The following is a 12,119-nucleotide window of genomic DNA, read 5'->3' as shown; positions in this document are numbered from 1 at the left end:
TCACTCCTTGATCTCGACGAATGCGGGGTTGTGGTCGGACGCCTTCGGGGTGAAGAACGTCTTGGCCTTGGTGATCGCGCCCTTCAGCGACCCGTGCACGAGCACGTAGTCGAAGTGGCCGCCCGCCTGGTTGGTCTTCTTGCCCCAGGCGTTGTACGAGCGGTAGAGCGTCGAGCGGCTGCGGGCGTAGGTGCGAGCACGGACGATGTCGTGACGCTTGGCGCGGTTCGCGAACTCGGCGCCGTTGAAGTCGCCCATCCAGATCACGTCGGCCGCGGCGACGCCGTTGCGGGCGCAGAACGCGAGCGCCTGAGGAATGACCTTGTCGGCCCACGCCTCGCGCTCGTCGGCCTCTCCGGCGCCGCTGATCGGGTGGCAGTTCACGTAGCCGCGCTTGCGGTGTCCGGGGATCGTGGCGACAGCGACCGTGGCCCGCTTGCCGTCCACAAGAATCGACTTCCACGCATCCACCTGCGTGCCGGATCGGAACACGAAGTAGCGGGCATGTGAGCCGACCCGCTTAGTCAGGTCGATCTCGGCGAGCAGCGGCCACAGCCCCCTGGCATCACCGGACGACGGCGCCTCCTGCAGTGCAAGCACGTCGACCTTCCACTTGCGGATGTACGCGCGGATCTTCTTGCGCCGGTAGTCCAGCTTGGGTCGCTTCGTGATGAGGGCGACGTTCCACGTCAGGATCCGCAGCGGCTTGCGACGCTTCTTCGCCCAGGCGATGCCCTGCTGCCACGTGCGCCCAGAGAGCGGGCGAGGGCCGGTGTCCCTGCCGCGGTTCGCGAGACCGTTGCGGCCAGCGCGGACGTCAGCCTGCTGGGACCGCGCCTGTCCGGCGAGGTGGGGACAGCCGGACAGCAGGCCGTGGATGTGGCGGATGCCGTTGCGACCGTTCCAGTTGAACGGGCGCTCCCATGTCGCGTCGGCGCCCATCTGGCGGGCCACCTTGACGACGAGCTTGTACGCCTCGGCCAGGGTTCGCGGCCCGGCCTCGGTGACGACGAGGTCGAAAGCGCCGCCAGCGTGGGTGCCGGCGGATTCCTTGACGGTGCCGTCGAGCTGCGTGAAGCGGACGCGGATCCCGTACTCCGAGAGCGTGAGCTCGAACTCGGGCAGCCACAGGTCGCTGCACACGCAGCAGGGCAGGCCGTTGTGAGTGGGCATGGGTGCCTCCTGGGCAGGCGAAGATCCCCGGAGGTCGTCCGGGTTGAAGCGGGGAGTGGAGTCAGCGGGTCTCGCGCGGGCGGCGCTTGAACTCGCGCAGCATCGCGGCGAGCGCGTACCAGAGACCGATCGCGAGCAGGGCCATGCCGGTGATGCGGACCTCGTCGCGGCCGAAGTAGTCGGGGCCGAAGAACTGGTAGAGCGCCGAGACGGTCAGCAGCAGGAGCACGCCGGTCGCCTTGATGAGGAGCGCCTGACCGACCCACGTGCGCCACCACTTGACGCGGGTGGCGTACAGGACGGGGTAGAGAACCGCGGCCGGCAGTGCCACGTACACGAGCGCGGCGAAGATCTGGTCGGCGTTCATGCTTCTCCTCGGTACAGGGCTTCGATCTTGGGACCCCAGCCGTTCTCCATGAGCAGCCAGCGGCGCTCGCGAGCGGCTGCCTCCGCGCGTGGCTTGAGGTCGTCGGTGACTTCCTTGTGGACCTTCAGCGCCTCGTCGGTCGGGCGCGGCTTGCGTCGTCGGAACAGGTCTCGGAGCTTCACGGCTTGTCCTCCATGCCAGGCAGGGAGCGGAGCAGATGGTTCGTGACCTCTTGGCCATCGACGACCTTCGTCAGGACTTCCTTCGTCTCGAGCGCGGTCGAACGCCACGTGTCGCGATCGGCGCGGATGTCGTCCACGAGGATCTTCGGGACCAGCCAGCCGCGGAACATGCTGAACACGCAGAAGCCGGCGAGCGCCCAGCCGCCACCTGCGGCGGAGAGTGCCTGCCAAGGGATCACGTCCATGCGCGGCACCTTCCGAGAGCGGTGGTCACGAGAGCAGCGCCGCGAGGGCGCGGTCCTGGTTGAGGACGGGCTGGTCGAGCTCGAGCGTGGCGATGCCGTCGGAGTACGTGTTCGACGAGATCCGGAAGATCGTCACCCCGTCCTGCTTGGCCTCGGGGTTGAGCGTGTCCGGCGTCGGCTGCACGCCGCGTACTCGACAGAGGTGCCCTGAACGGATCGCAGCCGGTGACATGTAGCGGCCCGTCCACAGGTCGAGCACACGGTCGACGACCGTGATCGTTCCGGCGTTCGGCGGTGCCGCGTACTTGTCGAGGAACTGGTTCGCGACGTTAGTGAGGCCAGCTGGCGGTGTCGCCTCAAGGTTGATCGTCTGCGAGCGCGGGTTCCCGTCCGTGTTCCGATCCACGGTGACCCGCTGCAGGAAGCCAGAGGCATCAGGGGCCGTGACGACAACGCGGTCATAGACCTCGTTCGTCGGCGACGGCGCGTCGTACTCGTACTTCGCGCTGATCTCGTACCGGACCGCTGCCGAGACCGGGTCCAGGTTGACTTGAGTCTTGCCGTCGGCGTCCGCATCCCATGCGTGATAGGTGACGGTGCCGTCTGCCTCACAGAGCTCGTCTAGGGCATCCTTCGCGGTGGTGCCGTCGTACCAAGCGAGCTGCGTGAACTGTTGCGTACCGTTGGTGACCGCGCCGACCTTGAGTGTCGGGCAGCGACGGACGATGAGGTCGGTGAACACGTCGTGCACGCCCGCGTTCAGCGATGCGATCGACGCCCCGGATCGGACGGTGCCGTCCGCGGCGTAGAGCTGCGCCCGGAGAACGAGTGTGCGGACGTGCGCCCAGACGTTCGCGCCGGTCGTCGAGGCCGCGCCCGTGACCACGCGCAACTGGAAGTAGTCACGCGCAGAGTTGAAGTCGGTGCCGTGAACCTTCCAGACGCCGGCCGGAGACGACTGGGTGAAGGTGTGCGTCGAGACGGTATCCGAGGAGCCACCAAGGGTCAGGGCGTCTGCACGGAGGGTATAACTCGCCGATGTGATCCCACAGACGTATCGGTAGACGTAAGCGCCCAGGCGCTGGCCACACAACTGAGGTCCGCGAAACTGGGCAGCGATGACCGCGGAGGCCGACGTCGTGGTGCCCTCGGGAATCTGGAAGAGCAGACCCTCCATCTCGGTTCCGTCAGGCGGTGAGGCGACCCGAGCCGACGCAGACACGATGCCCGTGATGACCTTCTCTTTGCGCCTCGAGCCGCGCCCGCCGCGCTTGGTGACCTTGTACTGCTTGCCGCCCACCGTCTTGAGCTTCATGCCGATGACGGCGGCTCGGGTGACCGGCTCGAGGTCGGAGTCGATGACCATGTAGGGCTCGTCGATGTCCTGGAGGGCGGCGAGACCTTCGCCGAGGCACAGGATCTTCCATGTGCCGTCCGCATTGATGCCCTGCTCGACGATCCTCCCGCCTGCAACCTGCTCGGCCGTCATGGCGTCGTAGACGTAGGCGCGCGCCTTGGCCGGCAGGCGCGTCGCATCGAGGCGTCGAGGCAGATCGAACTCCACCGACGCGAAGCCGCCGGGCGAGACGTTCTTGAACGACAGATTCGACACCTGCGAGGTCACGAACTCCTGGCCCGTGACCGTGTCGATCGCCACCGTGAAACGACCGTCGCCCATCAGTCGCCCCTCAGTGTCAGATAGCGCGGATGGTACGACCAGTTGACCGTTGTACTCACGGTCTTGGAGTCGTATGACGTGATCCACGGCATGATCACGACGAGGTTCGTCGCTGCCGGCGTCACCAGCGGGAAACCACCAGCTGCGGACCAGTTGAGATCCCAGGCGCCGGGACTCCACAGGCTCTCCGAGACGCTGTCCACCTGCGCTTGAGGGACGGTGGGAGTTCCATCGCGCTGCCAGCGGCCCAACAACAGGCGTCCGTCCTCCTCGTCGCCGCCTGGAGCTGGGACGAACACGACGTGGTCGAGGTCGATGACCGTGGAGGACGACGGCGCCGTGATAAGCGCAGTGGCGGCCAGGGTGTCGGTGGTCGTCGTCGCAGGGGACCACGGGGTCGCTCGACGCGAAGACGTCGGGACACGGATGACCCCGAAGTCGATCCACTGCCAACCGGTCGTAGGCAGTTCGCGTCCGGAATCGAGCAGCGCGCCCGTCGCCGTGTTCCGAATCGCGATACGCACACCGGTTGTGGCCGACTTCGCACGCAGGAAGATCCGGTAGTCGCCCGGGAGGATCGTCTGCTGACTGAGCGAGAAGTTGACCGTCGCCGCGGGCGTGTTGACGGTCGAGCCGGTGAAACGCCGGAAGGAGCTGCCAATCGCTGTCGAATCACCCGCCACCGTTGTCGCGACGTATCCGTTCGCTGCCCAGAGGGCAGTCTGAGTACTGTCCGAGAGGACCGACACGTGGTCTAGTGCCCCATGGGTCGACGAGGCGACAAGCATCCGGTTCGCGCCCGCCGAGAACGAGAGTGAGAGATTCACTGGTGCAGGGACGTCGCCCTTCACGCCCGTGATGGTGAACCGCATTCCGTCTGTCGCGGTGGGGTCGTTCGAGACCGTCGTCGTCCCCGTCTCGGGCAGCCCGTACGCGAACGGGTCTGCGGGGACGACAACAGTGATCAGCCGCACGCCGGGGTTGCTCGGCCCGTAGTCCTCGACCGCGTCGAGCGTCGTAGCTCGCGTCCGAAAGAAGACGGGCTTGCTCGTGCCACCCTGAAACTCGAGCCAGCACGGGCGAGCAAACGTGCGCCCCAGGATCTGCGACACGAACGCCGCCTGATCCTCCGACGAACCCTGCACCGCGAACGTGATCGCGAGCTCGCGGTCGTCCCAGGCCGTGGCCGCATCCACCGAACCGTCGGCCTGGAACGACGACACCGACGAACGGCGCAGGCGAGGAGCCGGCGCCGAGAAGTTCGACAGAACGTTTACGGAGGACAGGAGGTCGATGACCGTCGTACGGCTGGCAGTCGGCCCCGAGACCACGCGCAAGATTTCAGCCACGTCAGGCCCCCAAGATCGCTCGTCGAAGCGGACGACCGTTCTCGTCCTTCAGGATGACGCCGATGCCGTCGATCGCCTCGCGGATGTCAGCGATCCGCTGGCGCCGGTTCAGTACAGACGGACCTGTCGGCGACGCGGACAGCGGGTCACCGAGGCGACCAGCTGGTGACCCCGCGGAAGAGGAAGGGATCCCGGCCGTGATCGCGCCCAGCGTGCTGCGCACAGCAGGCTCGCGCGACACAACTCCTCGGATGAAGCCGTCCATGACCGCCTGGCCGTTCTTCACCAGCAGGATTCGGTCGGTCGAGATCGGACCCTTGTTCTTCGGGATCAGCTTGGTGACGCTGGCGAGCTTGCTAACGAGCGAGCCGATCATCGACGCGATGCCGTTGATCAGACCCTGGATGATCGCCTTGCCGGCGCCGAACAGCCACGTCGCCGCGCCAGCCATCGCACTGACGACCTTGCCGCGGATACCCAGCACGGCATCGACAGAGGCGCGGACGCCCGCCACGAACGCTGCCTTCACGCCGGCCCAAGCCGCCGTCGCGGCGGCCTTGAGCGCGATCCCCAGAACGGACATGACCGTACGCAGGACATTCCCGGCTTGTCGGACCACGCCGACGATCACTTTCATTGCGCCGGAGGCGATCGTCTTAATGCCGCTCCACGCGCCCTTCCAGTCGCCCTTCAGTAGTGCCGCGACCGTCTGGAAGATGCCGCGGACGATCTGCAGTGCGCCGCGGACGATCGTGATGAGGTTCGAGAACGCCGGACGGACGTAGGCGAGGACCGTCGGGCCGAACATCTTCCAGAACGCAGCGAGGGTGATCCGCGCTGCGTTGAACATCGCCTGCGCGTACGTCCACCACGCTTGCATCGTCAGCTTGAGCTCGGCGAACAACGCAGCAGCCTTGCCGCCCTCGCTCGAGGAGGCGAACGACGCGAAGAAAGCCTTGACTGCGGCCCATGCCTTCGGGAGGTTCGCCGACAGCCACGTGAAGGCGAGCTGCGCACCACGACGGATGTTGAGCAGGTACTCGACGAGCTTCGAGTCCTCTGCGACGCCGAACGACTCCCGGAACTGGCTCGTGAAGTCTCCCTTAGCCATGAGGCTGAACAGGCCACCCAGAGCGTTCCCGACGCGGGAGAAGACGTCACCGAGCACCTTGCCGAAACGCTCGGCGTATGGGCCCGCCTGGTCCAGCCAGCCGGTGATCTTCGTCAGCAGCGGCGCGATCTTCGGGAACACGCCAGCGAGCACAGAGGCACCCAGGCGCCCGAGGGCGGCCTGCATGTTCTTGAAAGCGCCCGACATCGTCTTGCCGGACTCGAGCGCCGCACCACCGAGGCCCTTGTCCATCGCCTTCTGGAAGGTGGCGAAGTCGACCTTGCCCTTGGACGCCATCTCCGACGCCTCTTCGGCGGTGACGCCCATCTGCTTCGCGAGCAGGGACAGCGCCGGGACGCCAGCGTCGTGCAGCTGGTTGATGACGTCCATCTGGACCTTGTTCGAGGCGGCGACCTTGTTGAAGATCGCACCCATCGAGCCCATGTCGGTGCCGGCGATGGTCGCGGCATCAGCGACGAGCTTCAGGTTCCGGGTCAGGTCCTTGCCCGGCTTGATGCCGGCGGCCACGGCGGACGCGGCGACGGAAGACGCCTCGTCGAGACCGAACGCCGTGCCCTTCACGGACGCCAGCGCGTTGTCCATGATCTTGTTGACGCTGCGCGCCGAGTGCCCGAGGCCGGTCAGCTTGCCGCGGGCCTCGTCGATTGCCTTGAGCCGACCCATGCCCTTCCACAAGGCAGCACCCACGAGCGCGCCAGCGCCGGCCGCGGCACCGACCGCACCGATCTTGAGCGATTTGCCGAGCGTCGCGGCCATGCCGCCGCCCATCTTCTTGCCCTGCGACTGGCCGACTCGCGTGAGATCGCCGCTCAGCTCCGCCTCGGTGCGCTTGCCGAAGCCCTTCGCGGACGGGACGAGCGACACCCACGCGGTTGCAACTTCGGACATGCGTCACCGGCCCTTCTGCCCGGAAGGGCGGTATCAGACCGACGAGGATCGGTACTCTGCTGGCATGAGACTTCTGGCGGCACTCGCGCTCGGCCTCGTCTTGAGCGCATGCTCGGGAGGCGGCGACGAGAAAGCCGATGAGCCGAAGGCGCCTGCGGCTTCGTCGACCCCGACTCAGGCCGCAGACGAGGCCGGCCTCAAGGAGGCGGCGACCGAGATCTCGGCCCGATTCGCGTCCCAGGACTTCGGCGGCACGTGGGCCATGTTCGACAAGGCGAGCCGAGACGCCGTCCCGCGGGACGGCTACGTCGAGATGGGCGAGGTGTGCGAGTACGGGGGCGCACCACTGGAGGTGACGAGCGTTCGCCTCGAAGGCGGCGACGCCGGAATTGCGCGCGTCGGTATCGCAGGGTTTGAGCAGTCCCTGAAGTTCGTCTACGAGGACGGGGCGTGGGCCCAAGAGGCGACCAAGACGACCAAGGAGTTCTTCGCTCCTGGCGGTGGCGCCGAGGATGGCATCACTGAGGCTGACTGCTGACTTCGGCGACCCGCTTGGCCCACGCGGCGTGGAACTCCTCCGGAGTCATCGCGGTGCCCTTGCCGACCGTCCGGCCCCGGGGGCCGGTGCTCCACGGCCGGGGGTACGGCACGACCTTCTTGTAGTTCGCCTTCGCGAACGCGTCGAACAGGTCAGCCAGGGCGGCGGCCTCTCGTGACAGCGGGTACTCCCAGCCGACTGCCGCGGCATGAACTTGTGACGTCGGGTCGTCCAGAAGCAGCGCGGTCAAGCGTGCAGCCTCGGTGATCGTGAACTCGACCCCGACCGACCTCAGCGCGATTCCGAAGCGGTCGCGGAAGTCGAACTCGATGGCTCCTCGGTGTCGGGAGACTACTCCGAGGAACCTTCGGATTCCCCCAGGAACCAGCGGCCGAGCACGGTCATCATCTCGCCGGTCGGGAGCTCGAGGAGCGCATCTCGCATCGCCGGCTTCCCCATCACGTCGAGGTACGCGAACGCGAGACGGATCTGCGCCTCGTCGGAGTCGGGGTTCATGGTCACGTCGTAGGTGAACTTGCCGGGCACCTTCTCGACGACCGACTCCTCGACGGGCGGGAGGGTGTAGGTCTTGGCGCCGGACTTGAACTTGACGCCTGTGCCCTTGTGGTCCGTGGGCTGCTTCGGGGTGGTGGACATGCGCGTGTCCTTTCAGGTTTGCGCGGGTGGGTTGCGCGGTGAAGAGAGAGCCCGTCGCCGCCCCGCGCAGAGCGACGACGGGCCGACTTGGGTCAGGGCCCGACGGGTGCGACGAGACGCGAGTCGAACACGCGCCCGGTCTTGCCGCCGTAGGCGGCGTCCGGGTAGAACGTCACCGTGACGCCGTAGCCCTTGATCTCGCCCGACTGGTTCGTGATCTCGGTCCGCTCCGTCACCTCGCCGAGGTACGAGCCGAGTTCCACCTCGCCGTTGTCCATCACGGCGAACAGGAAGCGGCGCTTGCCGCCGGTCGCGCCAGGGTCGACGTCGTAGGCGCCGGTCGTCGTGTTGACGGTGGTGCCCCAGTACATCTCGATGACCTCGGGCTTCGTCTCGACCATCGTGAACGTCGCGGTCAGCTTCGACTCTGTGATCAGGGAGCGCAGGGTGGCCGAGTTCTGCCAGCCGCGCAGGTCCGTCGAGGTCGACTCCGGGGTGATCGTGAAGCCGTCCTCGGACAGGTAGCCGAGGCCGACGTAGTCGTTGGTCTCGGGGTTGAAGGTCAGGCTGGTCGGGATCGCCGCGTCCTCTTCGGCCACGAAGATCTGACCGGAGACTGCGACCGCAGCATTCGCGGCATTGATGCCGTCGTCAAACGCCATGATGAGCGCACCTTTCTGGGGTTGTTGATGCGGCGGTGCCGCGATTGCAGACCCGGCGTGCGCGCACCGAGGATCGTTGGCCGCTTAGAGCGGTGTGCCGCGAACGATGACGTCGAACGTCATGTAGCGGCCAGGCTGCTTCGACTCGTCGACGATCGTCGAAGGTCCAGCAGAGTCGTCCACCCTCACGACTGGGTCGCCGTTCGGGGCTGCCCAGATCAGGGCGCGGACGAGGCACGTGAGGTCATTGACGTCCTGCTCGGTTCCGGCCCACACCTGGACTGCGAGGCGCGCGGACTCGCGAGCGGAGTCGAGCCGCGGGCCGCCGTCGCGTCGGCAGATGACGGCTCGCTTCGGACGCTTGTCCGGCATGGACGTGTCGACGTGAACGCCCGACGTGTACGCCTCGCTGCGGGCAGCCAGGGCAGCGCGCAGGTATGTCGTGGCCCACAGGGGGACGTCGGGGAACAAGATCCGCGCGGGTTGCATCACGCACCGCCGGCCGCGTCGAGAGCCTTGGCAAGGTTGCCCGACTTGAACTCCACGATCATCCCGTGAGGGGCGCGGGTTCCGATGCGGCAGACGGCCCGGTCCGTCATCGCGGGCAGGATGAAGAGACTGTTGCGGTACTCGCCAGTGTCGACCGGGGCGGTGGCGCGAGCGGTGTTCAGGACGGCCTGCCCGCGACGCTCCAGCTCGGCAGCGACCCCCGCGTCCTTCAACAGGGAGGACATGCCAGGAGAGTTGAGCTTGACCTTCACGCGCGCCATGTCAGCCCTCCACGAGTTCGAGCGTCACGGCGAGGCCGGGAGCCCAGCCGGTGAATGGGTTGCGCCACTCGGCGGGGTTGCCCTCCACGTCGTACGTGACCCCGCGGACCTGGAGGCGGTCGCCCGCAAGGATGTCCGCGTCGATTGGGCAGTAGGCCGTCGGCTTCGTGGTGACGATCGTGCGCCCGTCCGTCGCTAGATCGGTCGAGCCACCGGGGTTGAACGCGACGCCCTCGATGGGCAGCGCGTCCGGCTCGTGGTCACCGTCATCCCATGGGCGGGGGGCGGTCTCGCCCGAGTAGGGATCAGTCCACATCTGTCGACGCAGCCGGGTGGCCGTCTCTCCGTACGCGAACATCAGCTCGCGCCGAAGATCGGGACGCCCGCGATGTCGGCGCCACACGAGCAGTACGTCGCCCCGAATCGCAGCGAGCAGGTCTCGGAGTGGGTCGAGCCGACGCCGATCGTGTCCACAGAGTAGGCCCGAGGCGTGTCGGCGTCGGACTTGCAGATGTCCTGCAAGGTGGCGATCTCCGACGGCCAGAAGTTGAACCCGGTGCGCTGGCGCGTATCGGTCGACACCGAGAACGGGCCGGCCGACTGTTGCGTGAACGCGCCGGATCCCGCCTCGGACCAACGCTTCACCGCCCCGATCAGGACCAGTCGGGCTTCGGCGGACTGGTCGGCTGTCGGCGTGGGGTCCGTGGAAGCGAGGCAGGGGGCGACTCGTGCTGCCTTGGCGTTCGCCGCGGCCACCATCGCCTCGACCAACTCCGCAGCCTGCAACGAGGCCGGCAGATCGGTCACCGAGATGATCGTCACGAGTCACCCCCTCCCTTCACTTCTTGTCGGACTTGGCGGCGGCCTTCTTGGCCGGCGCCTTCTTGTCGTCGGCGGGCTCCCACTCGGTGCCCATCCGCTCGACCTTGTCGTCCGCGACCTCGACGATCGCGTCGCTGTTCACGTTCCGGAGGCGAGCCATGCTCAGACCAGATCGTGGATCTTGGCGAACGCGTTCAGGTCCGCGACGCCCCAGCCGTAGACGACCTCGGCGCGGAACGCGATCTGGTTGTTCCTCTTCAGGTCGCCGCCGCCGTCCGGGTCGCCGTACTTGATGACCTCGAGGCCGAGCGACTTCTGGACGCCCCAGCGGATCGCATCGAAGTTGCCGACGAAGCCGAGCACCTTCGTGTCGGTCGCGAGGACGCCGAGGCCGCGAACGGTGTTCGACACCGACGCGCGGTGACCCTCCAGCTCGGAGGTCTCCACGCCGAGACGGAAGTTCGGGTAGAGCTTCTGCTCGGAGTTGGTGCCGCGCAGCGCCGAGAACTTCGCGGCGTACGCGGGATCGAGGGCGATGTCGCGAGGGACGTAGCCGTCGGCGAGCACGAGCGCGTCGGCCGCGTCCAGGCTCACGTAGGGCTTGTCGGCCGCGGCGTACTCGACCAGGTTGGTCGTGTCCGTGAGGCCGCCGTTCATGGCGGTCACGACGGCGCCCGAGGCCGGGTTGATCTCGTGGAACACGCCGAAGTCGAGCGCGCGCGAGAGGGCCGGCTGGATGAGATCCAGGATCTCGTCGACGACCTCGAGCTGACGGTCCTCGTCAGCCCACAGGACCTCCTCGTTGAAGCGGAGGGTCTTGTGGAACTTGAAGGGCTTGATCGTCTTCGTGGTCGGCGTGATCGTCGAGGCGCCCTTCTGTGCGCCCTCTCCGACGTACTCGGCCTCGCCGATGTCGAAGGTCCACGTCTCACCCTCGCCGTAGGTCATCGGCGTGGGGGTCGAGAGCTCGGCGACGGCCGAGCCGCTCTTGATCTTGCCGAGCCAGGGCTCGAGCTTCTGCTTGGGGATCGAGAGGGATCCGGTGGCGAACGATGCCATGATGGCGTTCCTTTCAGGGAGGTTCAGTCCGCGGTGGCGCGCTGGAACAGGTCGCGAGTGAACTCGCGAACCTCGTCGTCACCGGTGGAGCTGGAGCTGGAGTTGGTCGACGTGCCCTCCTTGGGCACGCGGTTTCCGGTCTTCTTGCGGTCGGCTTCCCGGTCGACGAGACGCTTGGCCTGCTTGGTCAACGTCTCCTCGTCCGTGCCGGTGAGGAACAGGTCGATGTCGTCGGGATCCGTGATGCCGTGCTCGGCCGCGACTCGCAGGCGAAGGGACTCGCCCTGGGTGCGCGCCAGTTCGGCTTCGAGCTCCGCCACCCGCGCCTGGGCCTTCTCGGCCTCGGTCTGGTTGGCAGCCTCGATCTCGGCCAGCTTCTCGGCCTTCGCCTGGAGGTCCTTGTAGTCCGCGAACTTCGACGTCGCGCGCTTCACGCGCTCACCGACGATGCGGTTCAGGTCCTCCTGCGAGGTGATCGGGGTGAACTCGTCAGCGGCGGCCGTGTCTCCGCTGGTGTTGCCGGCCTCGGTTCCTTCGGGCATTCCACTGCTCCTTCTTGACCGCGATTGACCGCTCGCGTTGGCGTAACCCGCCCAC

18 protein-coding genes are annotated in these 12,119 nt (G+C 67.1%); 1 reads left to right on the top strand and 17 read right to left on the bottom strand.

The genetic code is table 11. The annotated features are described in order from the left end of the window. The 7 genes from O3S82_RS01260 to O3S82_RS01230 form a co-directional block, all read right to left on the bottom strand. Nucleotides 1-1,173: an endonuclease/exonuclease/phosphatase family protein gene (locus O3S82_RS01260; protein WP_269304945.1), complete on the bottom strand. Its 1,173-nt coding sequence runs from the start codon at nucleotides 1,171-1,173 to the stop codon at nucleotides 1-3. A 61-nt stretch (nucleotides 1,174-1,234) separates the two neighbouring features. Beyond that, nucleotides 1,235-1,540, bottom strand: coding sequence for a putative phage holin (locus O3S82_RS01255; RefSeq protein ID WP_269304943.1), 306 nt, complete (start codon nucleotides 1,538-1,540; stop codon nucleotides 1,235-1,237). Continuing rightward, the gene (locus O3S82_RS01250; RefSeq protein WP_269304941.1) at nucleotides 1,537-1,722 is read right to left on the bottom strand and encodes a hypothetical protein; all 186 of its coding nucleotides are present in this window, start codon (nucleotides 1,720-1,722) and stop codon (nucleotides 1,537-1,539) included. Before O3S82_RS01250 ends, O3S82_RS01255 begins: the two co-directional genes overlap by 4 nt. After that, nucleotides 1,719-1,967 carry a hypothetical protein gene (locus O3S82_RS01245; protein WP_269304939.1) on the bottom strand — a complete coding sequence of 83 codons (249 nt, stop codon included), beginning with the start codon at nucleotides 1,965-1,967 and terminating at the stop codon, nucleotides 1,719-1,721. Before O3S82_RS01245 ends, O3S82_RS01250 begins: the two co-directional genes overlap by 4 nt. A 25-nt stretch (nucleotides 1,968-1,992) precedes the next feature. After that, a complete protein-coding gene (locus O3S82_RS01240; protein ID WP_269304937.1) occupies nucleotides 1,993-3,645 on the bottom strand; it encodes a hypothetical protein in 1,653 nt (550 codons plus the stop codon). Further along, a complete protein-coding gene (locus tag O3S82_RS01235; protein WP_269304935.1) occupies nucleotides 3,645-4,994 on the bottom strand; it encodes a hypothetical protein in 1,350 nt (449 codons plus the stop codon). Before O3S82_RS01235 ends, O3S82_RS01240 begins: the two co-directional genes overlap by 1 nt. Nucleotide 4,995: 1 nt before the next feature. Next, nucleotides 4,996-6,882: a tape measure protein gene (locus tag O3S82_RS01230; protein WP_269304933.1), complete on the bottom strand. Its 1,887-nt coding sequence runs from the start codon at nucleotides 6,880-6,882 to the stop codon at nucleotides 4,996-4,998. A 196-nt stretch (nucleotides 6,883-7,078) separates the two neighbouring features. On the opposite strand from O3S82_RS01230, the gene O3S82_RS01225 reads away from it, so the two are divergent. Beyond that, on the top strand, nucleotides 7,079-7,552 hold the full coding sequence (locus tag O3S82_RS01225; RefSeq protein ID WP_269304932.1) for a hypothetical protein: 474 nt from the start codon (nucleotides 7,079-7,081) through the stop codon (nucleotides 7,550-7,552). Here the strand turns inward: O3S82_RS01225 and O3S82_RS01220 are convergent. The 10 genes from O3S82_RS01220 to O3S82_RS01175 all read right to left on the bottom strand — a co-directional run bounded on the left by O3S82_RS01220 (nucleotide 7,533) and on the right by O3S82_RS01175 (nucleotide 12,064). Next, complete coding sequence (locus tag O3S82_RS01220; RefSeq protein ID WP_269304930.1) at nucleotides 7,533-7,802, bottom strand: hypothetical protein; 270 nt, start codon at nucleotides 7,800-7,802, stop codon at nucleotides 7,533-7,535. The two genes, O3S82_RS01225 and O3S82_RS01220, sit on opposite strands and share 20 nt — an antisense overlap. A gap of 101 nt (nucleotides 7,803-7,903) precedes the next feature. Further along, nucleotides 7,904-8,209, bottom strand: a complete 306-nt coding sequence (locus O3S82_RS01215; RefSeq protein WP_269304927.1) for a hypothetical protein — start codon at nucleotides 8,207-8,209, stop codon at nucleotides 7,904-7,906. Nucleotides 8,210-8,301: 92 nt separating this feature from the next. Continuing rightward, nucleotides 8,302-8,871 carry a phage tail tube protein gene (locus O3S82_RS01210; RefSeq protein WP_269304926.1) on the bottom strand — a complete coding sequence of 190 codons (570 nt, stop codon included), beginning with the start codon at nucleotides 8,869-8,871 and terminating at the stop codon, nucleotides 8,302-8,304. 84 nt (nucleotides 8,872-8,955) lie between these two features. Further along, nucleotides 8,956-9,360, bottom strand: a complete 405-nt coding sequence (locus O3S82_RS01205; protein WP_269304924.1) for a hypothetical protein — start codon at nucleotides 9,358-9,360, stop codon at nucleotides 8,956-8,958. Next, a complete protein-coding gene (locus O3S82_RS01200; RefSeq protein ID WP_269304923.1) occupies nucleotides 9,360-9,641 on the bottom strand; it encodes an HK97 gp10 family phage protein in 282 nt (93 codons plus the stop codon). Before O3S82_RS01200 ends, O3S82_RS01205 begins: the two co-directional genes overlap by 1 nt. Nucleotide 9,642: 1 nt before the next feature. After that, entirely contained in the window at nucleotides 9,643-9,957 is a 315-nt protein-coding gene (locus tag O3S82_RS01195) for a hypothetical protein (RefSeq protein ID WP_269304921.1), read from the bottom strand. A 41-nt stretch (nucleotides 9,958-9,998) separates the two neighbouring features. Then, the gene (locus O3S82_RS01190) at nucleotides 9,999-10,463 is read right to left on the bottom strand and encodes a hypothetical protein (RefSeq protein WP_269304919.1); all 465 of its coding nucleotides are present in this window, start codon (nucleotides 10,461-10,463) and stop codon (nucleotides 9,999-10,001) included. A 16-nt stretch (nucleotides 10,464-10,479) separates the two neighbouring features. Beyond that, on the bottom strand, nucleotides 10,480-10,623 hold the full coding sequence (locus O3S82_RS01185) for a hypothetical protein (RefSeq protein WP_269304916.1): 144 nt from the start codon (nucleotides 10,621-10,623) through the stop codon (nucleotides 10,480-10,482). A 2-nt stretch (nucleotides 10,624-10,625) separates the two neighbouring features. Beyond that, complete coding sequence (locus O3S82_RS01180) at nucleotides 10,626-11,522, bottom strand: phage major capsid family protein (protein ID WP_269304914.1); 897 nt, start codon at nucleotides 11,520-11,522, stop codon at nucleotides 10,626-10,628. Between the two features lie 23 nt (nucleotides 11,523-11,545). Then, entirely contained in the window at nucleotides 11,546-12,064 is a 519-nt protein-coding gene (locus O3S82_RS01175) for a capsid assembly scaffolding protein Gp46 family protein (RefSeq protein WP_269304912.1), read from the bottom strand. Between the last annotated feature and the right edge of the window lie 55 nt (nucleotides 12,065-12,119).

Source organism: Aeromicrobium sp. HA (genome assembly GCF_027171405.1).
GTDB classification, from domain to species: Bacteria; Actinomycetota; Actinomycetes; order Propionibacteriales; family Nocardioidaceae; genus Aeromicrobium; species Aeromicrobium tamlense.
Note: the sequence above shows the minus strand (reverse complement) of the source record. Positions and strands in the feature narration are given on the sequence as shown.